This is a genomic window from Vreelandella halophytica, from assembly GCF_968193635.1.
In genome coordinates this window covers 41,241-68,024 of sequence record NZ_OZ309107.1, presented here as the reverse complement: position 1 = coordinate 68,024, position 26,784 = coordinate 41,241, and the positions used below count along the sequence as shown (strand labels likewise).

The window sequence follows — 26,784 nt, the reverse complement described above, 5'->3', positions numbered from 1 at the left end:
GGGCGGGGCCGTTTTTCTTTTCCCTTTTCTGTCTTGCTGTGAGGGTGACCTCTAATGAGTCACAAGTCCGACCCCACTTCCCTAAACGACCCGGATGAAGGTCATGCGACGTCTGCCTCGACCGCCACGATCGCCGACGGCGTGGATGAGGAGGCCGTTGAGGCCAATCGGCGCCTATTCACCGGCTGGCAGTTTTTGTTGTTTGCCGGCCTCGCCATCGCCTACTCGGGCTTTCATCTGTTTTCGCTAAACGTGTACCCGATCGAAACCTGGTCGTTTCGAATCATTCACATCGCCGGTGCCCTGATTTTGGGCTACACCCTGTTTGCCGGCGCCCGCTTTGCCGAGACCGACGCCGAGGCCTCCCCCGCCTGGCTCAAAGCGGTCAGCGTCGCGCTATTGATCCCGGCGGCCTATAGCCTGGTGCAGGTCTTTTTGATGCAACAGACCCTGGCCGGCGGCGCGATGCGCATCGACCCGGGCGTGGAGAACTGGCACTTCGGCTACCCGCTCATGGCGACCACCGCCGCGGCCATCGCGCTCTCCTGGTTTTTCCGTCAGGCCCGCCACCGCTTCAGCCCTGCCGACCTGGTGCTGATGGTGTGCGCGCTGGCAAGCGCGGGCTATCTGCTGTTGATGTACAACACGCCCATGCGCGCCTCCACCGGCACCTCTTTCGCGCCCATCGGTATTTCCTGGGCGGCGATTGCCGGCTCGCTGTTGATTTTGGAGCTGACCCGGCGCGTGGCGGGGCTGGCGCTTGTGGTGATCTCGGTGATCTTTTTGGGGTACGTGTTCGCCGGCCCTTATCTACCGGGCTTTCTGGGCTACCCGGGCCTCTCGGTGCAGCGCTTTTTCAGCCAGGTCTACACCGACGCGGGCATTCTAGGCCCGACCACCGCGGTCTCGTCGACCTACATTATTTTGTTCATCATCTTCGCGGCGTTTTTGCAGGCTTCCAAGGTCGGCGACTACTTCGTGAACTTCGCCTTCGCCGCCGCCGGGCGCGCCCGCGGCGGCCCGGCCAAGGTGTCGATCTTCGCCTCGGGCTTGATGGGTATGATCAACGGTACGTCGGCGGGTAACGTGGTCTCGACGGGCTCGCTGACCATTCCACTGATGAAGAAGGTCGGCTACCCGGCGCGCAGTGCCGGCGCCATCGAGGCGGCAGCCTCCACTGGCGGGCAAATCATGCCGCCGATCATGGGCGCCGGCGCGTTCATCATGGCGGAAGTCACCGGTATCCCCTATACCGAAATCGCCATCGCCGCGATCATTCCGGCGGTGCTCTACTTCGCCTCGATCTACTTCATGGTCGACTTCGAGGCCGCGCGCAAGGGCATGCGCGGTATGCGCAAGGACGAGATTCCGCTGTTCTCGCGGCTGGTCAAGCAGGTGTATCTCTTTGCGCCGATCATCATCCTGATCGTGGCACTCTTCATGGGCTACTCGGTGATTCGCGCGGGCACGCTGGCCACCGCCTCGGCGGCGGTGGTGAGCTGGATCTCGCCGAACAAGATGGGCCCCCGGGCCATTCTGAAAGCGCTTCAACTGGCCGGCACCATGTCGATCCAGATCATCGCCGTGTGCGCCTGCGCCGGTTTGATCGTGGGCGTGATCTCGCTGACCGGCGTCGGCGCGCGTTTCTCCTCGCTGCTGCTGGGCCTGGCCGGTGTGAGCCAGCTACTGGCGCTGGTGTTCGCCATGCTGATCAGCATTTTGCTGGGTATGGGTATGCCGACCACCGCCGCCTACGCGGTCGCGGCCTCGGTGGTCGCCCCAGGGCTCATCAACATCGGCATCCAGCCGCTGGTGGCGCACTTTTTCGTGTTCTACTTCGCGGTGGTCTCGGCGATCACCCCGCCGGTGGCGTTGGCTTCTTATGCGGCAGCAGGCATCTCCGGGGATAACCCGATGGGCACCTCCGTGGCCTCGTTCAAGATAGGTCTTGCAGCGTTCATCGTGCCGTTCATGTTCTTCTACAGCCCGGCAATGCTGATGGAAGGCTCCGCGATGCAGATTCTGCGCGTGGGCGTGACCGCGACGCTGGGCATCGTGCTGCTTTCGGGCATGGTGCAGAAGTGGTTCTTCGGGCCGGTGAACACCCTCCAGCGGGTGGTGATGCTGGTGGGGGCGATCTTCATGATCTACGGCGGTATCTACACCGACGTGGCGGGCCTGGCCATCGGCGCGGCACTGTTTGTGATGCAGCGCAAGCAGTACGCCAACACGCCCTCGCCCAGCCCCTCGTCGTAGGGATCGTGTAAAATACAAACGCCCGCTCAAGGTGACTTGAGCGGGCGTTTTTTATGGGCTTGTGCTAAGCAGCCTCGAGCAATCCTACGCGGGCCGCTATGAATACATCCTTGTACGCTACTTTCGCCATCTGACCGCCAGGGATGGCGGGAATGCCGAAAATGCAGGAGCTATTTTCAGCCCTGGCGAAAAACGCCCGCTACGGATTACTCGAGACTGCGTCAGGTAGCGGTGCAAAAACGAGTTGTTTACTCATCACCCGGCAAGGTTATTCACCACTTTCAAAACCGGGGCGGACTGGTTCAGCGTGTAAAAGTGCAGGCCCGGGGCGCCGCCTTCGAGCAGGCGCTGGCAAAGCCGGCTGATCACCTCGGTACCGAATTCGCCAATCGCGTCGCTGTCGTCTCCGTAAGACTCGAGCTGTTTGCGCATCCAGCGGGGGATCTCTGCGCCGCAGGCATCCGAAAAGCGCGCAAGCTTGGTGTAATTGGTGATCGGCATGATGCCGGGAATGATCGGCGCCGTGATGCCGCGAGCCCGGACGCGCTCGACGAAGTGGAAGTAAGCGTCCGCGGTGAAGAAGTACTGGGTGATCGCCATGTTGGCGCCGGCCTGCATCTTGCGCGCAAAGTTATCCACATCCCGCTCCAGATTGACGGCCTGTGGATGAGATTCCGGATAGGCGGCCACGGCGATTTCGAAATGATCGCCGGTCTCCGCGCGGATGAACTCGACCAGCTCGTTGGCGTAGCGCAGCTCACCGATGCTCGCCATGCCCGAGGGCAGATCGCCGCGCAGCGCCACCAGGCTATTCACGCCCTCTTCTTGGTACTGGGCGAGAAGATCGCGTAGCTGCGCCTTTTCGCTGCCGATACACGACAGGTGCGGCGCGGTGGTGATGCCGGTTTCGCTCACTCGGCGAACGATATCCCGGGTGCGGGCTTGGGTGGAGCCGCCGGCGCCGTAGGTCACCGAGAAAAAGCGTGGGTTGATGGCGGCCAGCTCATCGCGCACATGAATCAGCTTCTCGCGCCCGGCATCGGTGCTGGGCGGAAAGAACTCGAAACTGATACCTAACGGATGTTCCTGGCGGCTCATGGCGGGCCTCGCGGTGGGCTTAAAAGGTGATAGTGTAGCCATTGTCGCCGCTTGGCCGGGCCGCGGCTAATGAAAGATTCCACGGTTTTACTTTAATCTGATTCATACTCACCGCTGATTTCATTGGGACGACACCATGGATTTATCCTCGGCCACGCTGATGGGCCCCTTGCTCACACTGTTGGGATTTGTCGCGCTGGGCTTTATCGCCGCGCGGCGCTTGCAGGTAAACCCGCAGCCCATTGCCACGCTGCTGGTCTATGTGATCGCGCCGCTGACCATTTTTAGAGCGCTCATGAACGGCGAGCCCACTATCGATTACCTGGGGCTGACGCTTGCGCTTTTTATCCTGACCAGCACTATTGCGCTACTGGTCAACCGCGTCGGCCGGCGCTACCTCGGCCCCCACGAAGGCGCGCTTTTGGCGTTCTCCTCGGGCACCGGCAACACCGGCTACTTCGGCCTCCCCATCGCCCTGGTGCTGCTCCCCCCGGAAGGCGTCACGCTTTATCTTTTCTGCATGCTGGGAATCAATCTCTACGAGTTCACCGTGGGCTTTTATCTAAGCGCCCGGGGGCAGTTTACGGTGCGCCAGAGCCTTACCAAGATCAGCCGGCTGCCGCTGCTCTACGCGTTTGCCTCGGCGCTTTTGCTGAGCGCGCTATCGGTGGCGCTCCCCGCGCCGGTCATGGAGTCGCTGGCGGTGTTTCCCGCCACGTTTACGCTACTAGGCATGATGATCATCGGCATGACGCTAAGCCAGGTAAAGCTTGCCGCCTGGGATACGCGCTTCATCCTGGCCTGTTTGGGGCTTCGCTATGTGCTTTGGCCGGTATTGATGCTCGTCATCGTGCTGGCGCTTGGCGCGCTCACCCCGATTTCTTTGGAGCTTGGCTTGGCGCTTTTGCTCTTGAGCGTAGTGCCTATGGCTTCCAACGTCGTGGTGGTCGCCATGGAGCTCGGGATTCAGCCCCAGAAAGGGGCATTGGCGGTACTGGTGAGTACGCTGCTGGCACCGCTTTTGATCCCGCTTTACCTGGGGGCGATGCTCTCGATCACCGGCCTGGGTTAGCGTCAGCCTAGAAGCCCGCTACCCGGTAGGCTCTTAGCTGCGTGACCATGCGGGTCACCTCCGGGTGGCTGAAAAACGCGGCCAGCGCCTCGCCGCGTACCGGGCCCACCCCGGGCCGTGCTTGCCACTCATCCGCGCTTAGCGCGCGCAGCGCCTCCCAGTCACCCAGGCGCGCATCGCCGCCGGGCGGCATGCCCAGCGCGGTCAACCAGGCTTCGAAGGAGGCGCGCCGGGCCTGACCGAACGCCCCCATCAACGCCTCGGCGCGAGCCGTGCCAATGCCGGAAACGCGGGTTAACTCCTCATGGCCCAGCCGCTGCCAGGCCAAAAGACCGTCCACCTGGCCCGCGTCCAGCAGTGCGCGCCAGGTACCTTCGCCAACGCCGTTCATGCCCAGTTGCTCGCCCAAATAGGTCAGCCGCGCCAGCAACTGATCCTGACAATCCGGCGTCAACGTAAAGCAGCTTAAAAGGTGATACTGCTCGGGTGCGGGTGGGGTGAGCTCGCCGCGCTCGCGGGTGTGCCAGACCACCTCGCTTACCTGGGGAATGGTCAGCCCGGCAAGCTCGACGGCGACCTGATCGCCGGGGCGCACGTCCCATTGTTCCCAGCGATCCAGCGAGCCAAGCGATACCCGGCTGATGCGTCGGCCGTCGAGCATGACCGGGTCGAGCCATAAAAGCGGCGTGACCCGCCCGGTGCGGCCCACGCGAAACTCTACCCCGCGCACCATGGCCAACGCCTGGGACGGCGGGTATTTCCAGGCAATGGCCCACTCAGGGGGCGATGAGGACCAGCTCTGCACCCCGGGCCGCTCGGCCTGCTTGATCACCACGCCGTCGGTGGCAAAGGGCAGCGGCGCATTGAACCAGACATCGCGCCAGTAGGCGGCGTCGTGTTCGGCGTCGAGATGATGGGTGTAGGCACCGGTATCGAAGCCAAGCGATGCAAGCGCTTCCAGCCGCGCGGCCATGTCGGTGGGCCCATCCGGCCAATCCCAGACGAACAGACCAATGCGATTAAGCGTCTCTACGTTTGGACTGCGCTGGGCCATGGCGTCGGCCACCAGGCCTCGCGCGCCGCTGTCCGGCGCCTGGGACTGAACGTGATCCTCCAGGCGCCAGTAGAGCTCGCCCTGGAAGATGGCATCGATGGCTTGCGGGAGTTCGTTGGGTACGGTGTCGATTCTTTGCGCCCGTGCGATCCAGTCCTGGCCGCGTTCGCCGTCTCCGCGGCTCACCGCCTCGACCAGCGTGCCCTGCGCGTAGCGCAGCGTCACCGCCACGCCGTCCACCTTGGGCTGAATCCAAAGGTTTTCCCGCCGAGTGGTAAAACGGCGCACGCCATCTTCGTCGGCTTTTTCAAGCCCGGTCTGGGCCGCCGGGTGATGCCGGGTCGAGGTGGTGCGCACTACGCCTTCGAGCGGGCGATGCGTCGGCGTTTGCCCCAGGCACCGCTGCCACTCGCCCAACCGCGCGACGGCTTGGTCGTAAAGCGTGTCGCTCACCAGGCCAACGCCCTCGGCGTGGTAGCTCAAATCCCACAGTGCGACTTGCTCGGCGAGCGCCTGGGTTTCCAGCGCCAGCTGCGCCTCGGGCCAGGGGGGGCAGGCATCGGCTTTTGCCGCGAGCGGCCAAAGCAGCGTCCAGAGCGCCATCCCGAGGGCGGCGATCAGATAATACGCGGTTCGCGCGTGGGCGTGTCTGGGTCGTTTGACGTTCATTATTCTGCCCCGAGCCTAACTATTCATAGCCAAGCCTAGGCTAAAACGACGCGTTCGCCCACAAAAAAACGCCCCCGGGGTAACCGGGGGCGTTGTCTAGCCAGCGTTCGACTTAAAGCCCGGCGGCGCGGCGCAGTGCGTCGGCCTTGTCGATCTTCTCCCAGGGGAACGCCGTGAAGGTTTCAGTGCGCGTCTCGCCCTTGTCGTCGACCCACTGGTAGCTGTGCTCGAAGGGCTCGCGGCCGAAGTGGCCGTAGGCCGCGGTGAGCTGATACATCGGGTGCAGCAGATCGAGCATTTTGGTAATCGCGTAGGGACGCAGGTCGAAGTGCTCGCGCACCAGCTCGACGATGCGCGCGTCGTCGAGCTTACCGGTGCCGAAAGTGTCGATGGCGACCGAGGTCGGCTCGGCCACGCCGATGGCGTAGGACACCTGGATTTCACACTTGTCGGCCAGGCCCGCGGCGACTACGTTCTTGGCCACGTAGCGCCCGGCGTAGGCGGCACTGCGGTCCACTTTCGACGGGTCCTTGCCCGAGAACGCGCCGCCGCCGTGGCGGGCCATGCCGCCGTAGGTGTCGACGATGATCTTGCGCCCGGTCAAGCCGCAGTCGCCCACCGGGCCGCCAATGACGAACTTGCCCGTCGGGTTGATGTGGTACTGAGTATTCTCATCTAGCCATTCGGCGGGCAGCACTTCTTCGATGATTTCGCGCTGAACCATGCGGCGCAGGTCTTCCTGGGCGATCTCCGGGTCGTGCTGGGTCGAGAGCACCACGGCATCCACGCCGCAGGGCTGGCCTTTGGCGTCGTAGCGGAAGGTCACCTGGCTTTTGGCGTCCGGGCGAAGCCAGGGCAGCATGCCGTTTTTACGAAGCTCGGCCTGGCGCTCTACAAGGCGGTGCGAATAGTGAATCGGCGCCGGCATGTAGGAGTCGGTTTCGTTGGTGGCGTAGCCAAACATCAGGCCCTGGTCGCCGGCGCCCTGATCTTCGGGCTTGGTGCGATCCACGCCCTGGGCGATCTCCACACTCTGCTTACCGATCAGATTCACCACGCCGCAGGTGGCACCGTCGAAGCCCACTTGTGAAGAGGTATAGCCGATCTCGGTGATCACATCGCGCACCAGGGTTTCGAGATCGACCCAGGCGGAGGTCGTGATCTCGCCGGCGATGATCGCCACGCCGGTTTTCACCAGGGTTTCGCAGGCCACGCGCGCCTGCTTGTCCCGGGCGATGATCGCATCCAGCACCGCGTCGGAAATCTGGTCGGCAATTTTATCGGGGTGCCCCTCGGAAACGGATTCGGAGGTAAACAGGGAATATTCGCTCATTACGCGCTCGGCCCTCGTACGACGGCTGCCAGCTGACAGCATCAGGAAAATCATGGCAGGAGGCACCCTGCCAGAGTCATAAAGCGGCGATGCCGCCTTAAACGGTAAAGTTTACACGCAAGGGCTCCGTCTTCCCATAACGCGCGCCTTTAATTTGCCGATGCCGGGGAAGTCAGCGACAATAACGCTTTTACCGTTTTCGTTTAGGCGAGGAGCCCCCCATGCCGTCCCGTTTTGAGCTGGCCAACGCCATTCGCGCCCTTTCCATGGATGCCGTCCAGAAGGCCAAGTCCGGCCATCCTGGCGCCCCCATGGGAATGGCGGACATCGCCGAGGTGCTGTGGAATGACTACCTCAAGCACAACCCCGAAGACCCGAAATGGGCCGACCGCGACCGGTTCGTGCTCTCCAACGGGCACGGCTCGATGCTGCTCTACTCGCTTTTACACCTCACCGGCTACGATGTAAGCCTCGAGCACCTGCAGGCGTTTCGCCAGCTCCACTCGCCCACCGCGGGCCATCCGGAGTTCGGCTACGCGCCGGGTATCGAAACCACCACCGGCCCGCTCGGTCAGGGCTTTGCCAACGCGGTCGGCTTTGCGATTGCCGAAAAGACCCTGGCGGCGCAATTCAACCGCCCCGGCCACACCGTGGTCGATCACCACACCTGGTGCTTTTTGGGCGATGGCTGCCTGATGGAAGGCATTTCCCACGAGGCGGCATCGCTTGCCGGCACCCAGCAGCTGGGCAAGCTGATCGCGCTTTATGACGACAACGGTATCTCCATCGATGGCGAGGTCGAGGGCTGGTTCACCGACGACACCGCCAAGCGCTTCGAGGCCTACGGCTGGCACGTGGTGCCCAACGTCGACGGCCACAAGCCAGACGAGATCAAGGCGGCCATCGAGCTTGCCAAGCAAAGCGATAAGCCGAGCCTGATCATCTGCAAGACCATTATCGGCTTCGGCGCGCCCAACAAGCAGGGTAAAGAAGACGCCCACGGCGCCCCGCTGGGTGATGAAGAAATCGCCGCAGCGCGCAAACAGCTTGACTGGGCGCACGCGCCGTTTCATGTGCCCGAGCCGATCTACTCGGCCTGGGATGCTCGCCAAGAGGGTAAAAAGCAGCAAGAAGCCTGGAACGAGCGCTTTGCCCGTTACGCCGATGCCCATCCGGAGCTCGCCCGCGAGTTTAAGCGTCGCATGAAGGGCGAGCTGCCTGCAGAGCTTGGCACCGAGGCGCTGATCGAAAAGGCCCAGGAAAAAGGCGAAAGCATCCCGACGCGCAAGGCCTCGCTTTTGGCACTCAACGCGATTGGCCCGCAGATGCCGGAGCTTCTGGGCGGCAGCGCCGACCTGGCGCCTTCTAACCTGACCTTCTGGGAAGGCACCAAAGCGATCACCGCGGAAGACCCGAATGGCAGCTACCTGCATTATGGTGTGCGCGAGTTCGGTATGGGCGCGGTGATGAACGGCCTTGCCCTGCATGGCGGCTTCGTGCCTTACGGCGCGACCTTCCTGATCTTCATGGAGTACATGCGCAACGCCGTGCGGATGGCCTCGCTCATCGGTAATCACGCGATCTACGTGTTCACCCACGACTCCATTGGCCTTGGCGAAGATGGCCCGACCCACCAGCCGGTCGAGCAGCTCACAAGCCTTCGCACCACGCCGAACCTTTCGACCTGGCGCCCGTGTGACGCCGTCGAGACCATGGCGTCCTGGGATGCGGCGCTCAAACGCCGCTCCGGGCCCACGGCGCTGGTGCTGTCGCGCCAGAACCTGCCCCACCAGGCGCGCACCAAAGCGCAGCTGGCCGCCATTCAGCGCGGTGGCTACGTCCTGAAGGACTCCGAGGCCACCCCGGAGCTGATTTTGATCGCCACCGGCTCGGAAGTGGGTCTGGCCATGGACGCCGCCGCCGAGCTCGAAGGCCAGGGGCGCGCCGTTCGCGTGGTCTCGATGCCTTCGACCTACCGTTTCGACGGTCAGGACGCCGAGTACAAGGAGAGCGTGCTACCCAAGGCGGTAACCAAGCGTATCGCCATCGAGGCGGCCCACGCCGATTACTGGTACAAGTACGTGGGTCTGGATGGCCGGGTAATCGGCATGACCACCTTCGGTGAGTCCGCGCCGGCAGGCGATCTGTTCAAGCACTTCGGCTTCACCGTCGAAAACGTCGTCACCCAAGCCAATGAGCTGTTGGGTTAAATCGAAACGAATAGGTCATAGGCCACAATGCCTGCGTTAACCGGTTTCTTGTGGCTGATTGGCTACTACCTGATCGGGGAGGCGGTGATTCATTTCACCGGCCTCCCCGTCTCTTCCGGCGTGGTAGGAATGCTTGCGCTGACCGCCACGCTGATCGTGCTGCGCCGCGTGCCCGCACCGCTTGCCGCGGCGGCCCAGCCGCTCATCGCGATGTTGGCCATGTTGATCATGCCCGGCGTCGTCGGGGTGTTTTTTATCCTCGACGAGCTGGGCGGTCAGTGGCTGGCCATTTTGTTTGCGTTAGTGGTGGGCACGCTTTTGAGCGTCGTCACCACACTTTGGCTTCTCAAACGCCTGATGGACACCCCCCGTGCCCGCTAACGGTTTGCTCGAAACGCTGTCCGCCACGCCGCTTTTTGCCGTTGCGTTGACGCTGGCGGCGTATCTTTTGGCCAACGCCCTGTTTATCCGCTTGAAGCGACCCGCCTGGCTACCGGCGGTGCTGATCGCCGCGCTTTTACTGGCGGCCACCCTCGCCTTGATCGGCCTGCCCTACGAGGTTTACCGGGAAGGGGCGACGTGGCTAACGCTTTTGCTCGGCCCCGCCACCGTGGCGCTGGGCTTACCGCTTCACCAACAGCTCCCCCACATTCGCGCGCTCTGGCGCCCGCTTCTGGTCTGTTTACCCCTGGCCGCTAGCCTGGCCGTTTGCTACGCGCTGGGGATCGCCTGGCTACTGGGCGTGCCGCCGGCGCTTTTGTCGTCGTTGGCGGCCAAATCGGTGACCGCGCCCATCGCAATCGGTATTACCGAGGAGATCGGCGGGTCGGTCGCGCTGATGCTGGGGGCACTGCTGGTCACCGGCGTGACCACGGCGGCCTGTACCGCCGCCGCCGCAAGGCTTTTGAAGATCGACGACGACCGACTGATCGGCTTTGCGTTAGGGCTCAACGGTCACGCCATCGGCACCGTACGGGCCTTCGACATAAGCCCGGCGGCCGGCGCCTTCGCCTCGCTAGGCATGAGCCTGACGGGCATTTTTACCGCGCTTTTACTGCCGTTTGCCTGGCAGCTGGTAGGAGCCGGGGCTTAAAATACGCTATTATCCCAAGCGTTTACGGCCGCTACGGCCCCACCGTTTTTTTGAAGAGCCGCCACGCCATGGCCGATTCCAGGACATACCGCATCGCCATCAACGGGTACGGCCGTATCGGTCAGTGCTTTTTGCGTGCACTGATCGAGCGCGGCCCCCCGGAGCTCGAGGTCGTGGCGATCAACGAGCGCTCGGACCTGGCAACGATCACCTACCTCACCCGGTTCGACACCACCCACGGGCGCTTTCCAGGCGAGGTGGAAAACGACGGCGAAGCGCTCATCGTCGGTGGCCAGCGCATCCAGATACTCAACGAGCCCGACCCGGCGAAGCTGCCTTGGCGCTCGCTTGGCATCGACCTGGTGCTGGAGTGCTCGGGCAGTTTCAAGGACCGCGCCACCGCCGAAAAACATATCGAAGCCGGCGCGAAGCGGCTGCTTTTCTCCCAGCCGGCGGAGTCGGACGTGGATGCCACCATCGTATGGGGCATCAACGAGGATTCGCTTTCGCTCGAGCAGCGCATTCTGTCGGCGGCCTCGTGTACGACCAACTGTCTGGTGCCGCTTTTGACCGTGCTGGATGAGGCGCTGGGCCTCGAGCACGGCGTCACCACGACCATCCACTCGGCCATGAACGACCAGCCGGTGATCGATGCCTACCACCAGACCGATCTTCGCCTGACACGCTCGGCGATGCACTCCATCGTGCCCGTGGACACGGGCCTGGCCGTGGGTATCAGCCGATTGATGCCGCGCTTTGCCGGACGTTTCGAGTGCTTGCACGTGCGCGTGCCGACGATTAACGTTTCCGCCATGGACGCCTCGCTCACCGTGCGCCGCGATACCGACGCTTGCGAGGTCAACGCGCTGCTGGGCCAGGCCGCCAAAACGCGCCTGGCCGGAGTGCTGGGTTATACCGAGGCACCGATGGCGTCGATAGACTTCAATCACGACCCGCACTCGGGCATTCTGGATGCCACCCAGACCCGCGTGGCCGGCAAGCGCCTGGTCAAGCTACTCTGCTGGTTCGATAACGAGTGGGGCTTTGCCAATCGTATGCTGGACATCAGCCAGCGCCTGGCCGCTTTGACCGCCTCCGCGCGCTCGAAACCATGACGCGTCACCGCCCAACCACAAGGAAGCCGCTTAGATGAACGTGCAAAAAATGTCCGAATTATCGCTTCAAGGACAGCGTGTACTGATCCGTGAGGACCTAAACGTACCGATCAAGCATGGCCGTGTGTCGAGTGATGCGCGCCTGCGCGCCGTTTTGTCGACCGTTCGAGCGGCGGTAAGCGCAGGGGCCAAGGTCATGCTGATGAGTCATTTGGGCCGGCCTACCGAAGGCGAGTCGGCAAAAGAGTTCTCGCTGGCCCCGGTCGCCGAGCGCTTGAGTGAGCTTCTGGGCCAGCCGGTCACGCTCTCGACCGATTATCTGGACCAGCCGCCGACCCTCGATGACGGCCAAGTGGTGCTGCTCGAAAACGTACGCTTCAACCGCGGCGAGAAAGGCGACGACGAGGCGCTTGCCAAGCGCTACGCCGCGCTTTGCGATATCTTCGTAATGGACGCCTTCGGCACCGCTCACCGCGCCCAGGCCTCGACCCACGGCGTCGCGCGCTTTGCGCCAAAAGCCTGTGCCGGCCCGCTGCTGGCCCAGGAGCTCGAGGCGCTGGAGAAAGCGTTGGCCAATCCGAAGCGCCCGATGACGGCGATCGTCGGCGGCTCGAAAGTCTCCACCAAGCTCGACGTTCTCAACGCGCTTTCTGAAAAGTGCGACCAGTTGATCGTCGGCGGCGGGATTGCCAATACGTTCATCGCCGCGGCGGGCTACAATGTGGGCAAATCGCTTTACGAGGCGGAGCTAGTCGACAAAGCCAAAACGTTAATGGCCACGGTCGATATCCCGCTGCCGACGGACGTGGTCGTCGCCACCGAGTTTTCCGAATCCGCTGAAGCGACGGTCAAGCCGGTCGACCAGGTCAATGACGACGAGATGATTCTGGATATCGGCCCGGAGACCGCCAAGCGCTTGGCCGGCCTTTTGAAAGAGGCGGGTACCATTTTATGGAACGGCCCGGTGGGGGTGTTCGAAATCGATCAGTTCGGTAAAGGCACCGAGGCGCTTTCCAACGCCATCGCCGAAAGCCCGGCGTTCTCGATTGCCGGCGGAGGCGACACCCTGGCGGCTATCGACAAGTACGCCATTAGTGACCGCGTCTCGTATATCTCGACCGGAGGAGGCGCGTTTTTAGAGTACGTCGAGGGTAAGGAGCTCCCCGCCGTGACTGCCCTTGAAGCCGCCGCCCGCGGCACCCGGTAATTGCATCCACCTCATCCATCAATACAGACAAACTTAAGGTGACTTCATGGCTTTAATCAGCATGCGCCAAATGCTCGACCACGCCGCCGAGCAGGGCTACGGCATCCCGGCCTTCAACGTCAACAACCTCGAGCAGATGCGCGCCATCATGGAGGCCGCAGACAAAACCGACTCGCCGGTCATCATTCAGGCCTCGGCGGGGGCGCGCAAGTACGCCGGTTCGCCGTTTTTGCGCCACCTGATTCTCGCCGCGGTCGAAGAGTTTCCGCATATCCCCGTGGCCATGCATCAGGACCACGGCACCAGCCCCGCGGTATGTCAGCGCTCGATTCAGCTCGGCTTCTCCTCGGTGATGATGGATGGATCACTCGGTGAAGATGGCAAGACGCCCATGGACTACGACTACAACGTCGACGTGACCCGTCGCACGGTGGAAATGGCCCACGCCTGCGGTGTTTCCGTCGAGGGCGAGCTTGGCTGTCTGGGCAGCCTGGAAACCGGCATGGCCGGTGAAGAGGACGGCATCGGCGCGGAAGGCAAGCTCGACATGGAGCAGCTTCTCACCGACCCGGAAGAGGCCGCCGAGTTCGTCAAGGCGACCCACGTGGACGCGCTGGCCATCGCCATCGGCACCAGCCACGGCGCCTACAAGTTCACCCAGCCGCCCACCGGCGATACGCTCTCGATCAAGCGCATCAAGGAGATCCACGCCCGCATTCCCGACACCCACCTGGTGATGCACGGCTCCTCCTCGGTCCCCCAGGAGTGGCTGGATGTCATCAACCAGTACGGCGGCGAGATTCCGGAAACCTACGGCGTGCCCGTCGACGAAATCGTCGAAGGTATCAAGCACGGCGTGCGCAAGGTCAACATCGACACCGACCTGCGCCTGGCCTCCACCGGCGCGGTACGCCGTTTTCTGGCGCAGAACCCGGCCGAATTCGACCCGCGTAAATTCCTGAAAGAGACCGTCACGGCCATGCGCGATCTGTGTATCGCCCGTTATGAGGCCTTCGGCACCGCCGGTAACGCCAGCAAGATCAAGCCGATCAACCTGGAAGCGATGTTCGAGCGCTACGCGCGCGGCGAGCTGGATCCCAAGGTAAAATAACGCCGGGTTCCACACGTAAAGAAAAGGCGGCCCTGGCCGCCTTTTTTATTTGCCCGCCCCAGGCGCTAAAACGGTTGTTGCAGCGCAGCATCGGTGTAGTATGGCGCTTCGGGGCGCTTGCGCGCCTATCCCGCATCGTTACAGGTAGCTCTTATGAAACAAACGCCGTTTAGCGCCCCCTTTCTACCCGTACTGGGCATCTACAAAGCGGGCTTCATGGCTTTCGAGCTTTGGAGCACCTCGCTTTCGACGATTACCGAGCGACAAAAGTTATGGCAGACGCAGCCGTTTTTCAGCCCCTCGATGATGCTGGAGAATCAGCGCATGGTCACCGAGAAAATCGAGGCGAGCCTGGAAGCCGGAATGGTGATGCAAAAGACCTTTCTTAACGCGCTAAGCGGCCATTACGCGCCCTGGTGGGTCACCAGCCAAAACACGCTTTCGCCCTATCATCGCCGCAGCCGGGCCAACTCCCGCCGACTCACACGCTAGGCTCTATCTGAAAAGTGCCTGCGCTCGACAATACGGCGTTAAAAATTGGCTCGCGCGCGAGTCCGATCAAAATACTCATTTACACATGTAAACTCCGTTTTTTCGCCAATTTTTGCCTTGTCTTGTCTTCGCTCGTCGACTTTTCAGACAGACCCTAAGGTTTTAGCTTTTGCATCGGTTCGGTTTGCGCCGAATAAGCTTTCGTCGTTAGGTGAAGGTTTTAACACGCTTTTTGTCGCTGCCTGTCATCATCCGCAGCCCCACAAGGGCCGCGGCGGCGTTATATAACTGTAAAAAAATTATAAAACAGTGTTCACAAAACCCTAAAAATCTCGTTCAATAGGTCAACAGTCGGCTTTTATCACTACACGCAGCGAAACGCTGCAAGGATCAACGATGCCGCTTCCACTTTTGTTGTTCGATTGTGATGGCACTTTGGTTGATAGCGAACCCCTTCTTGCCGAAGAGATGGCCACGGCGCTGAGCAGTGTCGGACTGCCCTTCGAACGCAGCGATTACATGGGTGAATTCCGCGGCGCGCGCTTTCGCAATATCGTCGCCGAGCTTCAGGCCCGTTTCGGCACCGTCGATGCCGAAACCCTCGATCGGGCCGAGCGCATCATGCGCGAAAATCTGGCTTTTCGCCTTGCCCAGGAACTGACGACGCTAACCGGGGTGTACGATGCGCTCGAAAATCTGAGCCATTTTCCCAGCGCCGTGGTCTCCAACGGTCCGGAAACCAAGATTCAGACCGCCCTCAAGGCTACCCGATTAGACACCTACTTCGGTAAACGCTTTTTCAGCGGCTATACCGCCAACTGCTGGAAGCCCGAACCCTGTCTACATTTACACGCAGCCAGTATCATGGGGTATAGCGCCGGTGAGTGCATCGCCATCGACGATGCCCTGGTCGGCGTACGCGCCGCCTTGAAAGCGGGGATGACGGTCATCCACCTCAACCGCTTTCCCGAGACAGAAACCACGCCCGAGGGCGCGCTCGAGATTCGCAGCATGCGCGAGTTGACCGGGGTGGTGGAGCGTCTGGCCTTCGAACGAGAGCCCGCGGCAATACCCGAATCGTTAGTAGAGAAACAGTATGGCGTCATTACGTGACCAGTTGGGTGGTCTTGTATACTCAACCGAACAGGGTAAAACCTGCCCCGATTGCCGCGAACCGGTCGAGCAGTGTCGCTGCGAAGAGGCCAGCGAACAGGCGCGGATCGAAGCCCTCGATGGCATCGTGCGCATCCGCCGCGAAACCAGCGGACGTAAAGGCAAAGGGGTCACGACGCTAAGTGGCATTCCGCTTGGCGGTGAAGAACTCAAAACGCTTGCCAAGACGCTCAAGAAGCGCTGCGGTACCGGCGGCGCGGTGAAAGACGGTATCGTCGAGATTCAAGGGGACCATCGCGAAACGCTCAAAGTGGCGCTTGAAGCAATGGGCTACAAGGTTAAGCTGGCGGGTGGCTAGACGACCCGCCAGGCAAACACCGCAGAGTGACTCTGCTTACCGGTAAGGCACTGCAATGGTTTGGCTGGATTACCTGCTACCGCTCATTTTCCTGTTCCCGATGGCCGCCATGGCCAGCGTCGTTCTGGCGCTGCGCAGCCTGCACGATGCGCGGGTCCAATCGCCCTTCGATGCGCCGCTACGCGAACCGGGTCAGGCCCTTCGCCACCGCCTCGATCAGGCCTATTCCAGCCTGTTTTTAAACGGTGCACTAGGCCCGATCATAAGCCTTGCGCCGCTGGTCTACGGCATGGGGCGCATGCTGTTCGTCATCCGTCAGGAGTGGATCGAATGGGCGCTCTACGGCCTGCTGAGTACGCTATTGGTGGTGGCGTTTTCGCTGCTTTTGATTCGCGACTATCAGCGCATTCGCCGGCTCAAGCTGGGGCTCGCTTGCGAGCTGGCCGTCGGCCAGGAACTCGAGCGGATGATTCGCCCCGAAGCGCATCCCTACTACGTGTTTCACGACGTGCCTACCGATAGCTTCACCCTCGACCATGTCGTGGTCACGCCGCAAGGCGTCTTCGTCGTGGAAACCCGGGCGCGCACGCTAGCGATCAATACCCAAGGTAAAGAGGTCAACCAGGTCGCGGTCGAGCGGGAACGGTTGCGTTTTCCCCATTGGCAGGAGCGCCGCCCGTTGCATAAAACCCGCCAGGGAGTGGCCTGGCTTTCTCAGTGGCTGGAGCAGCGCTGCGGCGTACCCGTCAAGGTGAAAGGCGTACTGGTGCTACCCGGCTGGGAGATCGACACGAGTGAAGCCGCGCCGGATGTGATGGTGGTCAGCGGCGAGCAGCTCTCGCGTCAGCTAAACCACATCACGACGGGGCCACTTAGCGATATCATGCATGACAAGGTCATTCATGTGCTCATGGAGCGCTCACGGATCATGGAACCCCGCCATCTGCGTCAGCCGTCGGTATAACGTCTTTAGTCGCCGCGCAGCCGGCCGCCCATCTCCTGGGCCAAGTCCACGGCGTAGTGGTCGGTCATCCCGCCGATGAAATCGAGCATCCGCCGATAGCTGTCGTAAAGCGTCCAGGAGGGCAGCGGCGTGTTCTCACCAATCAGCGCCAATACGCGCTGATGTTTGAACGAGCTCTGCCCGGTGTGGTGTAGCTCGTGGGCCGCGCCGATAAACGCTTCCAACAGAATCCCCAGCGTCGTATAGGCGCCGATCTCGAGCTTTGCCTTGCGCTCGTTTTGAAAGATCCGCTCTCTTGCCAACTGTTTAGCGGCCTGTACCCCCCACCCCAGGTCCGGATGGCAAAGTTCCAGCAAATCGTCGCCCAGTGTGCCGGTCAACAGTGCCTGCTCGTTTTGCACGAACACCGAGGCTACTTCATTGACCGCGCGTTCCATGGCCGCCCCGCGCAATAGCGCAATACGCCGGCGTTGAGAGACGTTACGGCTGAGCATCTCGTCGTACTCCGGCGGAAACTCGCCGGCGACCTGGCGCAGAATCTCGACGACCTCTTCATAGCGCAGAATGCCCATCTCCAGGCCATCTTCCAGGTCGAGCAGCGCGTAGCAGATGTCGTCCGCGGCTTCGACCAGCCACGCCAACGGGTGGCGACACCAGCGCTGCTCGCCCTGGGGTAAAAGGCCCACTGCCTCGGCCACCTCGGCCAGCAGCGCTTGCTCGGACTGGTAGCAACCAAATTTGCCCGCCCGGCCGCCGTAGCGCGCCGTCCAGGGGTATTTCAGCAACGTCCCCAGGGTCGCTGCCGAGAGACGCATGCCGCCATTGAACTGGTTGTACTCGATCTGGGTAATGACCCGAAAGCCCTGGGCGTTGCCTTCGAAGGTAAGCAAGTCTTCACACTCGGCCTCGGACAACCCCTCCAGCAGCCCGCTGCCCTGGGCGCGGCGGAACCAGTCGCGAATGGCGTACTCGCCGGCGTGGCCAAAGGGGGGATTGCCGATATCGTGCCCCAGGCAGGCGGTCTGCACGATCACGCCCAGATCCGCCGGCGTAATCCATTCCGGGAGCTGGTCCTGAAGCAGCTCGCCTACGATCATGCCCAGCGAGCGCCCAACGCAGCCTACTTCCAGGGAGTGGGTCAAGCGGGTATGGATATGGTCGTTTTCGGTAAGCGGATGAACCTGGGTCTTGCGGCCCAACCGACGAAACGAGCCCGAGAACACGATGCGGTCGTGGTCCTTGTGAAACGGAGTACGCCCTATTTCGCGGCCAGTGGTCGAGCGCTTGTCGTGCAAACGGCGGGGCGAGAGCAGCTGCTCCCAGCGCATCTGTGTCATGGCAATCCTCCTTGAGACCGTGCATTTTGACACAAACGGCGATCCGGCGTGAGTGGGCAGCGTGTTATACGGGGGCAGGCATTGTAGGAGCAGGCTTCAGCCCGCGACGCGGCGCACCGCGTCGCCGGGGTGGATGGCCGGCACGGTGGCGAATCCAACTCCGGGCGGCTGACGCCGCCATCGCCCAATGAATTGGGCTCCTACAGGGCCGCGGTGGCACCGAGGCCTTGTTGTGCCCCTGTTTTTGTAGGAGCAGGCTTCAGCCCGCGATGCGGCGCAACGCGCCGCCGGGGTAGCGGCCGGCACGGTGGTGAATCCAACTCCGGGCGGCTGGGCGCCGCCATCGCCGAGGTGTCGGACCACCAAGGAATCGGGCTCCTACAAGGCCGCAGTGACACCGAGGCCATTTGTGCCCCCGTTTTTGTAGGAGCAGGCTTCAGCCAGCGATGCGGCGCACCGCGCCGCCGGGGCGGATGGCTGGCACGGTGGCGGATTCCACCCCGGGCGGCTGACGCCGCCATCGCCCGATGAATCGGGCTCCTACAAGGGCATGGTGGCACTGATACTTTTGTGCCCCCTGCCAGTGCTCGCCTCTTCTCTCGGCCTTTTCCTGCGCACATAAAAAAGCCCCGAACACGATGTGCTCGGGGCTTTTTCGAAGAGGTGCCTGACGATAACCTACTCTCGCATGGGGAGACCCCACACTACCATCGGCGCGTTGCGGTTTCACTTCCGAGTTCGGCAAGGGATCGGGTGGTTCACGCAAGCCATGGTCGTCAGGCGTAACTTTCAATGTATATCGGCTGACTGTCTTGTGATCGTTTCTTTTTTGCGTATCCGGTGCTCTGTCGAGCGTCGTTGTCACTGCAGGACCAGACCCCTTGGGTGTTATAGGGTCAAGCCTCACGGGCCATTAGTACACGTTAGCTCAACGCCTTGCAGCGCGTCCACACCGTGCCTATCAACCAGCTGGTCTCGCTGGGCCCTTCAGGAGGCTCGAGGCCTCGGGGATGTCTCATCTTGAAGGGGGCTTCCCGCTTAGATGCTTTCAGCGGTTATCCCGTCCGCACATAGCTACCCGGCAATGCCACTGGCGTGACAACCGGAACACCAGAGGTGCGTCCACTCCGGTCCTCTCGTACTAGGAGCAGCCCTTCTCAAACATCCAACGCCCACGGCAGATAGGGACCGAACTGTCTCACGACGTTCTAAACCCAGCTCGCGTACCACTTTAAATGGCGAACAGCCATACCCTTGGGACCGACTTCAGCCCCAGGATGTGATGAGCCGACATCGAGGTGCCAAACACCGCCGTCGATGTGAACTCTTGGGCGGTATCAGCCTGTTATCCCCGGAGTACCTTTTATCCGTTGAGCGATGGCCCTTCCATACAGAACCACCGGATCACTAGAACCTGCTTTCGCACCTGCTCGACGTGTCTGTCTCGCAGTCAAGCACCCTTATGCTCTTGCACTCATTGCACGATGTCCGACCGTGCTGAGGGTACCTTCGTGCTCCTCCGTTACTCTTTGGGAGGAGACCGCCCCAGTCAAACTACCCACCACACACTGTCCTCGATCCGGATAACGGACCCGAGTGAGAACACCAATGATGCCAGGCTGGTATTTCAAGGTTGGCTCCCTCCGAACTGGCGTCCGGAGTTCAAAGCCTCCCAGCTATCCTACACAGGCAACATCAGTATCCAGTGTGAAGCTATAGTAAAGGTTCACGGGGTCTTTCCGTCTAGCCGCGGGTACACCGCATCTTCACGGCGATTTCAATTTCACTGAGTCTCGGGTGGAGACAGCGTGGCCATCATTACGCCATTCGTGCAGGTCGGAACTTACCCGACAAGGAATTTCGCTACCTTAGGACCGTTATAGTTACGGCCGCCGTTTACCGGGGCTTCGATCAAGAGCTTCGCCTTGCGGCTAACACCATCACTTAACCTTCCGGCACCGGGCAGGCGTCACACCCTATACGTCCGCTTGCGCGTTAGCAGAGTGCTGTGTTTTTACTAAACAGTTGCAGCCACCTGGTATCTTCGACCGGTTCGGGCTAAAGGAGCAAGTCCTCTCACCCTAATCCGGCGTGCCTTCTCCCGAAGTTACGGCACCATTTTGCCTAGTTCCTTCACCCGAGTTCTCTCAAGCGCCTTGGGATTCTCACCCTGACCACCTGTGTCGGTTTGGGGTACGGTCGCATGTCATCTGAAGCTTAGAGGCTTTTCCTGGAAGCGTGGCATCAGTGACTTCCGGATCGTAATCCGTTCGTCTCGCGTCTCGGCTTTAAAGGGTCCCGGATTTACCTGAGACCCAGGCCTACTCGCTTTCACCAGGACAACCAACGCCTGGCTCACCTAGCCTTCTCCGTCCCCCCATCGCAATGACATCCGGTACGGGAATATTAGCCCGTTTCCCATCGACTACGCCTTTCGGCCTCGCCTTAGGGGCCGACTCACTCTGCTCTGATTAGCATCGAACAGAAAACCTTGGTCTTCCGGCGGGGGAGTTTTTCACTCCCCTTATCGTTACTCATGTCAGCATTCGCACTCGTGATACCTCCAGCAGACCTCTCGATCCACCTTCATCGGCTTACACGACGCTCCTCTACCGCTCATCCAGAGGATGAACCCGTAGCTTCGGTACCTGGTTTGAGCCCCGTTACATCTTCCGCGCAGGCCGACTCGACTAGTGAGCTATTACGCTTTCTTTAAAGGATGGCTGCTTCTAAGCCAACCTCCTAGCTGTCTGAGCCTTCCCACATCGTTTCCCACTTAACCAGGATTTGGGGACCTTAGCTGACGGTCCGGGTTGTTGCCCTTTTCACGACGGACGTTAGCACCCGCCGTGTGTCTCCCACGCTGCACTCACCGGTATTCGGAGTTTGCCTCGGGTTGGTAAGCCGGGATGGCCCCCTAGCCGAAACAGTGCTCTACCCCCGGTGGTGATACGTGAGGCGCTACCTAAATAGCTTTCGAGGAGAACCAGCTATCTCCGGGCTTGATTAGCCTTTCACTCCGATCCACAAGTCATCCAAATCTTTTTCAACAGATCCTGGTTCGGGCCTCCAGTTGATGTTACTCAACCTTCACCCTGCTCATGGATAGATCGCCCGGTTTCGGGTCTATATCCAGCGACTGGTCGCCCAGTTAAGACTCGCTTTCGCTACGCCTCCCCTATCGGTTAAGCTCGCCACTGAATATAAGTCGCTGACCCATTATACAAAAGGTACGCAGTCACCCAACAAGTGGGCTCCTACTGCTTGTACGCACACGGTTTCAGGATCTATTTCACTCCCCTCGCCGGGGTTCTTTTCGCCTTTCCCTCACGGTACTGGTTCACTATCGGTCAGTCAGGAGTATTTAGCCTTGGAGGATGGTCCCCCCGTCTTCAATCAGGGTTTCTCGTGCCCCGACCTACTCGATTTCACATGATCAGACTTTCGACTACGGGGCTATCACCCGCTACGGCCGGACTTCCCAATCCGTTCGTCTAGCCATTCACATGCTTAAGGGCTGGTCCCCGTTCGCTCGCCGCTACTGGGGGAATCTCGGTTGATTTCTTTTCCTCGGGGTACTTAGATGTTTCAGTTCCCCCGGTTCGCCTCGTATCCCTATGTATTCAGGATACGATACTGACCTTGTGGTCAGTGGGTTTCCCCATTCAGAGATGTCCGGGTCACAGGTTGTTTGCCACCTCACCGAACCTTATCGCAGGCTACAACGTCTTTCATCGCCTCTGACTGCCTAGGCATCCACCGTGTGCGCTTCATTGCTTGACCCTATAACCCGAAGGAGTCTGGATCCCGCAATGACAACGATTGCCGGATACGCTTGAAACGTATCACAAAACAATTGCGTATCGAGATCACGCCACGAACACGCAAGCCCGAGGGCTTTTGTCTTCGTATCGTCATTCGATACTGTCAGCATGATATACATTGTTAAAGAGCGACTGCCATAAGCAGTGACAAGCGATCTTTCACGTTAAAAAAGAAAAAAGATCTTGAAACCTCAAGGCTTTTTCTTTTGATGTGTGAAGGACAGAACGTTTGTCACTGCGCATCAACAGCTACTTGATCAGGTAATTCATTGTGAGCGCTTGCCGGGAGAGTGACGCATCGTTTAAGGAGGTGATCCAGCCGCAGGTTCCCCTACGGCTACCTTGTTACGACTTCACCCCAGTCATGAACCACACCGTGGTGATCGCCCTCCAAAGTTAGGCTAACCACTTCTGGTGCAGTCCACTCCCATGGTGTGACGGGCGGTGTGTACAAGGCCCGGGAACGTATTCACCGTGGCATTCTGATCCACGATTACTAGCGATTCCGACTTCACGGAGTCGAGTTGCAGACTCCGATCCGGACTGAGACCGGCTTTCCGGGATTCGCTTACTCTCGCGAGTTCGCAGCCCTTTGTACCGGCCATTGTAGCACGTGTGTAGCCCTACCCGTAAGGGCCATGATGACTTGACGTCGTCCCCACCTTCCTCCGGTTTGTCACCGGCAGTCTCCCTAGAGTTCCCACCATTACGTGCTGGCAAATAGGGACAAGGGTTGCGCTCGTTACGGGACTTAACCCAACATTTCACAACACGAGCTGACGACAGCCATGCAGCACCTGTCTCTGCGTTCCCGAAGGCACCCCGGAATCTCTTCCGGGTTCGCAGGATGTCAAGGGTAGGTAAGGTTCTTCGCGTTGCATCGAATTAAACCACATGCTCCACCGCTTGTGCGGGCCCCCGTCAATTCATTTGAGTTTTAACCTTGCGGCCGTACTCCCCAGGCGGTCGACTTATCGCGTTAACTTCGCCACAAAGTGCACAAGGCACCCAACGGCTGGTCGACATCGTTTACGGCGTGGACTACCAGGGTATCTAATCCTGTTTGCTACCCACGCTTTCGCACCTCAGTGTCAGTGTCAGTCCAGAAGGCCGCCTTCGCCACTGGTATTCCTCCCGATCTCTACGCATTTCACCGCTACACCGGGAATTCCACCTTCCTCTCCTGCACTCTAGCGTGACAGTTCCGGATGCCGTTCCCAGGTTGAGCCCGGGGCTTTCACAACCGGCTTGTCATGCCACCTACGCGCGCTTTACGCCCAGTAATTCCGATTAACGCTTGCACCCTCCGTATTACCGCGGCTGCTGGCACGGAGTTAGCCGGTGCTTCTTCTGCGAGTGATGTCTTCCCTGGCGGGTATTAACCGCCAGGCGTTCTTCCTCGCTGAAAGTGCTTTACAACCCGAAAGCCTTCTTCACACACGCGGCATGGCTGGATCAGGCTTGCGCCCATTGTCCAATATTCCCCACTGCTGCCTCCCGTAGGAGTTCGGGCCGTGTCTCAGTCCCGATGTGGCTGATCATCCTCTCAGACCAGCTACGGATCGTTGCCTTGGTGAGCCGTTACCTCACCAACCAGCTAATCCGACATAGGCTCATCCGATAGCGGGAGCCAAAGCCCCCTTTCTCCCGTAGGACGTATGCGGTATTAGCCTGGGTTTCCCCAGGTTATCCCCCACTACCGGGTAGATTCCTATGCATTACTCACCCGTCCGCCGCTCGTCAGCGTCCAGCAAGCTGGACCTGTTACCGCTCGACTTGCATGTGTTAAGCCTGCCGCCAGCGTTCAATCTGAGCCATGATCAAACTCTTCAGTTTAAAATCATTGTGATTCTTGCCTGTCGCTCGAAAGCAACAGAGGCGAATCAATCTTGGCTCAAGGTTCAAACGAATTTGAAGAATTCGAAAATTCTTCTTGTGCGCTTGCCTTGATATAAGGTGACTTGTCACCCTCATCGGCAAACGCCCACATGAATTACCTGATCAAATTGTTAAAGAGCGGTTTCGCTTCGGCTAATACTTGACTTGATGACCTGAGCCGGTTGCCGTAGCGAGGAAGGCGTATTCTACGCATTTCCTGAAGTTTGTCAACCGCCAATTTTGGCGAGTGAAGCGAGCGAGCAAAAAACCGCTAACTTCCTGACAAACCGAGAGTTTTTACTCTCATTCACCGCTGGCAACGCCTTGCGTCCCCGGCAGCGGATGCGTACTTTACGACCTCAACGGCTTGAACGCAAGGGCTTTTTAGAGAAAATGCTTCACTGGGTAAAGGAAGCTTATTAAAGCGTTTCGGCAAGGTGTAGGTTGGCGGTTACACTAGCGCTCTCGCCCACCATTTCACCGAGGTCCGTGATGAGCCCCCACCTGCTATCCGTCGACTCATTAAACCGCGAAAGCGTTAACCACCTTTTACGCGTTGCCGCGCAAATGGAGCCCATCGCCAGCCGCCAGCAGGTTACGCGCGTGTTGGAAGGCGCGGTGTTGGGTAATCTGTTCTTCGAAGCCAGTACGCGTACCCGCGTTAGTTTCAACGCCGCGTTTTGTCGTCTGGGGGGCAGCGTGTGCGATACCACCGGCTTTACCTTCTCTTCCATGGCGAAAGGCGAGTCGCTTTACGATACCAGCCGGGTCATGAGCGGCTACTGCGATGCCATCGTGATGCGCCACCCCGACCAGGGGTCGGTGGCCGAGTTTGCCGAGGCAACCAACGTGCCGGTCATCAACGGGGGCGACGGCCCCGGCGAGCACCCAAGCCAGGCGCTGTTGGACCTTTATACGATCGACAAGGAGTTTCAGCGCCTCGGCAAGACGTTAAGCGGTGCACACATTCTATTGACCGGGGATTTGAAGTACGGCCGCACCGTACACTCGCTGATCAAGCTGCTCTCTTTATATGACCCGCTGCGAATTACCCTGGTCTCGCCGCCGGGTCTGGAGATGCCGGCCTCGCTTATCGACCTGGTGACATCCCGCGGCCACCGGGTAGAGACACGCGAACATCTGGGCATGGACTTCAGCGACCTGGACGTGGTGTACACCACGCGGATTCAAAAAGAGCGCTTCACCGAAGAAATGAACGAGGGCTTCAAGGGGCTTTCCAGCGACTTCGTGGTGAACAAGGCGTTTCTGGACCAGTACTGCGGTAAGTCCACCATCGTGATGCATCCGCTGCCGCGGGATAGCCGGGCCCAGGCCAACGATCTCGACGTGGATCTCAACGGCGACCCGCGGTTGGCGATTTTCCGCCAGACCGATAACGGCATCCCCATGCGTATGGCCATTTTTGCCACGCTTTTGAAAGTGGATGGGCTGATCGCCGAGGATCTGCGCCCGGTACGCTGGTTCGTGCCCGGCCAAACCGGCACGCTGGATATCTGACGCCCTGGCCATTTGAGTCGTGTAGAAACGACGAGCATTAAAAAAGCGCTCTTTAAAGAGCGCCTTTTAGAGCGAAAGCCGCCCGCCGGGTAATCCTTCCTGGTGGGCGAACCAGCCTTCCAGTATCAGCACGGCGGCAATGCCGTCGACACTCTCTTCACGGTAATTGCCGCGATGGCCCGCCTCGCGAGCGATTGTCTTGGCTTCCCGAGTGGAGCCGCGCTCATCGACCATTTCCACCGGATGACCAAAGCGCCCGTGTAAACGATTGCCGAATTTGCGTGCCCGGGTGCTCATGGCCGATTCGCTGCCGTCCATGTTGAGCGGCAGGCCCACCACCAGCAGATCCGGCTGCCACTCCTTTAATAGCGCCTCGACACGCTGCCAGTCGGGAATGCCGTCGCGCGCGGTCAATGGCTCGAGCTCGCGCGCGCTTCTTAGAAGCTCGTTACCCACCGACAAACCGATACGCCGCGTGCCGTAATCGAAGGCAAGTATCAGGCGCTGACCCGCCATGGCCATTAGGCGTGCCCTGCATCGCGGGTCATCAAATTAAGGTCGACGCCGAGAATACCGGCGGCGGCGGCCAGCCGCTCAGCGGGCGGGGTTTCGAAAATAACGCCGCCGTCGCCTTCCACGGTCAACCAGCTATTCTCCTTGAGTTCCTCTTCGAGCTGACCCACTTCCCAGCCAGAGCACCCCAGGCAGACCAAAAACTGCTCGGGGCCTTCGCCATCGGCCAGCGCTTTGAGAATATCCATCGAGGTGGTCAGCGCGATATGGTCATCGACCTGAACGCTTGAGTCCCACGCCTGGCTGTCGCCTACATGCAGAATAAAGCCGCGGTCCTTGTGCATCGGCCCGCCGTAGTAAACCGGCGCATTGCGATGGGGGCTGTCGTCTCCGCCCAGCGAGAGCTGCTCGAACAGCGTATCGAGGGTGATATCCATCGGGCTATTGAGAATCACGCCCATGCAGCCGTTGTGATCGTGGTCGCACAGATAGATCAGGCTACCGGCGAAGTTGGCATCATCCAGGTGCGGCATGGCCATTAAAAAGTGGTGCTTTAAGCTTTGCATGCG

19 protein-coding genes and 3 rRNA genes are annotated in these 26,784 nt (G+C 60.4%); 13 read left to right on the top strand and 9 right to left on the bottom strand.

All coding sequences use genetic code 11. The features are described 5' to 3' along the window. Positions 1 to 54: 54 nt before the first annotated feature. Positions 55 to 2,256 carry a TRAP transporter permease gene (locus tag ACWHXT_RS00295; RefSeq protein ID WP_447956846.1) on the top strand — a complete coding sequence of 734 codons (2,202 nt, stop codon included), beginning with the start codon at positions 55 to 57 and terminating at the stop codon, positions 2,254 to 2,256. Positions 2,257 to 2,511: 255 nt separating this feature from the next. Here ACWHXT_RS00295 and metF read toward each other — a convergent pair whose 3' ends face one another. Next, positions 2,512 to 3,354, bottom strand: a complete 843-nt coding sequence (gene metF, locus ACWHXT_RS00290; protein ID WP_447956845.1) for a methylenetetrahydrofolate reductase [NAD(P)H] — start codon at positions 3,352 to 3,354, stop codon at positions 2,512 to 2,514. A gap of 136 nt (positions 3,355 to 3,490) precedes the next feature. Between metF and ACWHXT_RS00285 the strand changes: the two genes are divergently transcribed. Continuing rightward, positions 3,491 to 4,426 carry an AEC family transporter gene (locus ACWHXT_RS00285; protein WP_447927583.1) on the top strand — a complete coding sequence of 312 codons (936 nt, stop codon included), beginning with the start codon at positions 3,491 to 3,493 and terminating at the stop codon, positions 4,424 to 4,426. Between the two features lie 7 nt (positions 4,427 to 4,433). Here ACWHXT_RS00285 and ligB read toward each other — a convergent pair whose 3' ends face one another. Both ligB and metK read right to left on the bottom strand, forming a co-directional pair. After that, positions 4,434 to 6,149 carry an NAD-dependent DNA ligase LigB gene (ligB, locus tag ACWHXT_RS00280; protein ID WP_447956844.1) on the bottom strand — a complete coding sequence of 572 codons (1,716 nt, stop codon included), beginning with the start codon at positions 6,147 to 6,149 and terminating at the stop codon, positions 4,434 to 4,436. Positions 6,150 to 6,261: 112 nt separating this feature from the next. Then, positions 6,262 to 7,482 carry a methionine adenosyltransferase gene (gene metK, locus ACWHXT_RS00275; protein ID WP_447956843.1) on the bottom strand — a complete coding sequence of 407 codons (1,221 nt, stop codon included), beginning with the start codon at positions 7,480 to 7,482 and terminating at the stop codon, positions 6,262 to 6,264. Positions 7,483 to 7,703: 221 nt separating this feature from the next. Between metK and tkt the strand changes: the two genes are divergently transcribed. The 10 genes from tkt to ACWHXT_RS00225 all read left to right on the top strand — a co-directional run bounded on the left by tkt (position 7,704) and on the right by ACWHXT_RS00225 (position 17,145). Beyond that, positions 7,704 to 9,692, top strand: a complete 1,989-nt coding sequence (gene tkt / locus ACWHXT_RS00270) for a transketolase (RefSeq protein ID WP_447956842.1) — start codon at positions 7,704 to 7,706, stop codon at positions 9,690 to 9,692. Positions 9,693 to 9,719: 27 nt separating this feature from the next. After that, a complete protein-coding gene (locus ACWHXT_RS00265; RefSeq protein ID WP_447956841.1) occupies positions 9,720 to 10,073 on the top strand; it encodes a CidA/LrgA family protein in 354 nt (117 codons plus the stop codon). Beyond that, a complete protein-coding gene (locus ACWHXT_RS00260) occupies positions 10,063 to 10,785 on the top strand; it encodes an LrgB family protein (RefSeq protein WP_447956840.1) in 723 nt (240 codons plus the stop codon). The genes ACWHXT_RS00265 and ACWHXT_RS00260 overlap by 11 nt, the downstream gene beginning before the upstream one ends. Before the next feature lie 68 nt (positions 10,786 to 10,853). Beyond that, a complete protein-coding gene (locus ACWHXT_RS00255; protein ID WP_447956839.1) occupies positions 10,854 to 11,900 on the top strand; it encodes a type I glyceraldehyde-3-phosphate dehydrogenase in 1,047 nt (348 codons plus the stop codon). Positions 11,901 to 11,934: 34 nt separating this feature from the next. Beyond that, the gene (locus tag ACWHXT_RS00250) at positions 11,935 to 13,107 is read left to right on the top strand and encodes a phosphoglycerate kinase (RefSeq protein WP_447956838.1); all 1,173 of its coding nucleotides are present in this window, start codon (positions 11,935 to 11,937) and stop codon (positions 13,105 to 13,107) included. A 46-nt stretch (positions 13,108 to 13,153) separates the two neighbouring features. Continuing rightward, positions 13,154 to 14,218: a class II fructose-bisphosphate aldolase gene (gene fba, locus ACWHXT_RS00245; protein ID WP_447527306.1), complete on the top strand. Its 1,065-nt coding sequence runs from the start codon at positions 13,154 to 13,156 to the stop codon at positions 14,216 to 14,218. 153 nt (positions 14,219 to 14,371) lie between these two features. Continuing rightward, positions 14,372 to 14,710, top strand: coding sequence for a hypothetical protein (locus ACWHXT_RS00240; protein ID WP_447927576.1), 339 nt, complete (start codon positions 14,372 to 14,374; stop codon positions 14,708 to 14,710). Positions 14,711 to 15,106: 396 nt separating this feature from the next. Continuing rightward, positions 15,107 to 15,823, top strand: a complete 717-nt coding sequence (locus ACWHXT_RS00235) for an HAD family hydrolase (RefSeq protein ID WP_447956837.1) — start codon at positions 15,107 to 15,109, stop codon at positions 15,821 to 15,823. Further along, a complete protein-coding gene (locus ACWHXT_RS00230) occupies positions 15,807 to 16,181 on the top strand; it encodes a translation initiation factor Sui1 (protein WP_447927574.1) in 375 nt (124 codons plus the stop codon). Before ACWHXT_RS00235 ends, ACWHXT_RS00230 begins: the two co-directional genes overlap by 17 nt. Before the next feature lie 55 nt (positions 16,182 to 16,236). Continuing rightward, entirely contained in the window at positions 16,237 to 17,145 is a 909-nt protein-coding gene (locus tag ACWHXT_RS00225) for a nuclease-related domain-containing protein (RefSeq protein ID WP_447927573.1), read from the top strand. 5 nt (positions 17,146 to 17,150) lie between these two features. Here the strand turns inward: ACWHXT_RS00225 and ACWHXT_RS00220 are convergent, their stop codons facing one another. From ACWHXT_RS00220 to ACWHXT_RS00205, 4 genes are all read right to left on the bottom strand, one after another. Beyond that, positions 17,151 to 18,482 (bottom strand): deoxyguanosinetriphosphate triphosphohydrolase, encoded by a 1,332-nt coding sequence (locus ACWHXT_RS00220; protein ID WP_447927572.1) that lies wholly within the window; start codon positions 18,480 to 18,482, stop codon positions 17,151 to 17,153. Between the two features lie 665 nt (positions 18,483 to 19,147). Further along, positions 19,148 to 19,263: ribosomal RNA gene (gene rrf, locus ACWHXT_RS00215) — 5S ribosomal RNA — on the bottom strand. Between the two features lie 111 nt (positions 19,264 to 19,374). Further along, a 23S ribosomal RNA gene (locus ACWHXT_RS00210) occupies positions 19,375 to 22,265 on the bottom strand. A gap of 344 nt (positions 22,266 to 22,609) precedes the next feature. Continuing rightward, a 16S ribosomal RNA gene (locus ACWHXT_RS00205) occupies positions 22,610 to 24,142 on the bottom strand. Together the 16S, 23S and 5S rRNA genes form the textbook arrangement of a ribosomal RNA operon. Before the next feature lie 534 nt (positions 24,143 to 24,676). Between ACWHXT_RS00205 and pyrB the strand changes: the two genes are divergently transcribed. After that, positions 24,677 to 25,702 carry an aspartate carbamoyltransferase gene (gene pyrB, locus ACWHXT_RS00200; RefSeq protein ID WP_447956836.1) on the top strand — a complete coding sequence of 342 codons (1,026 nt, stop codon included), beginning with the start codon at positions 24,677 to 24,679 and terminating at the stop codon, positions 25,700 to 25,702. Positions 25,703 to 25,768: 66 nt separating this feature from the next. Here pyrB and ruvX read toward each other — a convergent pair whose 3' ends face one another. Next, a complete protein-coding gene (ruvX, locus tag ACWHXT_RS00195) occupies positions 25,769 to 26,224 on the bottom strand; it encodes a Holliday junction resolvase RuvX (RefSeq protein WP_447927570.1) in 456 nt (151 codons plus the stop codon). Continuing rightward, on the bottom strand, positions 26,224 to 26,781 hold the full coding sequence (locus ACWHXT_RS00190) for a YqgE/AlgH family protein (protein WP_447956835.1): 558 nt from the start codon (positions 26,779 to 26,781) through the stop codon (positions 26,224 to 26,226). Before ACWHXT_RS00190 ends, ruvX begins: the two co-directional genes overlap by 1 nt. Between the last annotated feature and the right edge of the window lie 3 nt (positions 26,782 to 26,784).

Excerpts from the sequence above, each read along its gene's own strand:
- ACWHXT_RS00295 (WP_447956846.1), top strand. The coding sequence starts at position 55 with ATGAGTCACAAGTCCGACCCCACTTCCCTAAACGACCCGGATGAAGGT.
- metF (WP_447956845.1), bottom strand. The coding sequence starts at position 3,354 with ATGAGCCGCCAGGAACATCCGTTAGGTATCAGTTTCGAGTTCTTTCCG.
- ACWHXT_RS00285 (WP_447927583.1), top strand. The coding sequence starts at position 3,491 with ATGGATTTATCCTCGGCCACGCTGATGGGCCCCTTGCTCACACTGTTG.
- ligB (WP_447956844.1), bottom strand. The coding sequence starts at position 6,149 with ATGAACGTCAAACGACCCAGACACGCCCACGCGCGAACCGCGTATTAT.
- metK (WP_447956843.1), bottom strand. The coding sequence starts at position 7,482 with ATGAGCGAATATTCCCTGTTTACCTCCGAATCCGTTTCCGAGGGGCAC.
- tkt (WP_447956842.1), top strand. The coding sequence starts at position 7,704 with ATGCCGTCCCGTTTTGAGCTGGCCAACGCCATTCGCGCCCTTTCCATG.
- ACWHXT_RS00265 (WP_447956841.1), top strand. The coding sequence starts at position 9,720 with ATGCCTGCGTTAACCGGTTTCTTGTGGCTGATTGGCTACTACCTGATC.
- ACWHXT_RS00255 (WP_447956839.1), top strand. The coding sequence starts at position 10,854 with ATGGCCGATTCCAGGACATACCGCATCGCCATCAACGGGTACGGCCGT.
- ACWHXT_RS00250 (WP_447956838.1), top strand. The coding sequence starts at position 11,935 with ATGAACGTGCAAAAAATGTCCGAATTATCGCTTCAAGGACAGCGTGTA.
- fba (WP_447527306.1), top strand. The coding sequence starts at position 13,154 with ATGGCTTTAATCAGCATGCGCCAAATGCTCGACCACGCCGCCGAGCAG.
- ACWHXT_RS00240 (WP_447927576.1), top strand. The coding sequence starts at position 14,372 with ATGAAACAAACGCCGTTTAGCGCCCCCTTTCTACCCGTACTGGGCATC.
- ACWHXT_RS00235 (WP_447956837.1), top strand. The coding sequence starts at position 15,107 with ATGCCGCTTCCACTTTTGTTGTTCGATTGTGATGGCACTTTGGTTGAT.
- ACWHXT_RS00230 (WP_447927574.1), top strand. The coding sequence starts at position 15,807 with ATGGCGTCATTACGTGACCAGTTGGGTGGTCTTGTATACTCAACCGAA.
- ACWHXT_RS00225 (WP_447927573.1), top strand. The coding sequence starts at position 16,237 with ATGGTTTGGCTGGATTACCTGCTACCGCTCATTTTCCTGTTCCCGATG.
- ACWHXT_RS00220 (WP_447927572.1), bottom strand. The coding sequence starts at position 18,482 with ATGACACAGATGCGCTGGGAGCAGCTGCTCTCGCCCCGCCGTTTGCAC.
- pyrB (WP_447956836.1), top strand. The coding sequence starts at position 24,677 with ATGAGCCCCCACCTGCTATCCGTCGACTCATTAAACCGCGAAAGCGTT.
- ruvX (WP_447927570.1), bottom strand. The coding sequence starts at position 26,224 with ATGGCCATGGCGGGTCAGCGCCTGATACTTGCCTTCGATTACGGCACG.
- ACWHXT_RS00190 (WP_447956835.1), bottom strand. The coding sequence starts at position 26,781 with ATGCAAAGCTTAAAGCACCACTTTTTAATGGCCATGCCGCACCTGGAT.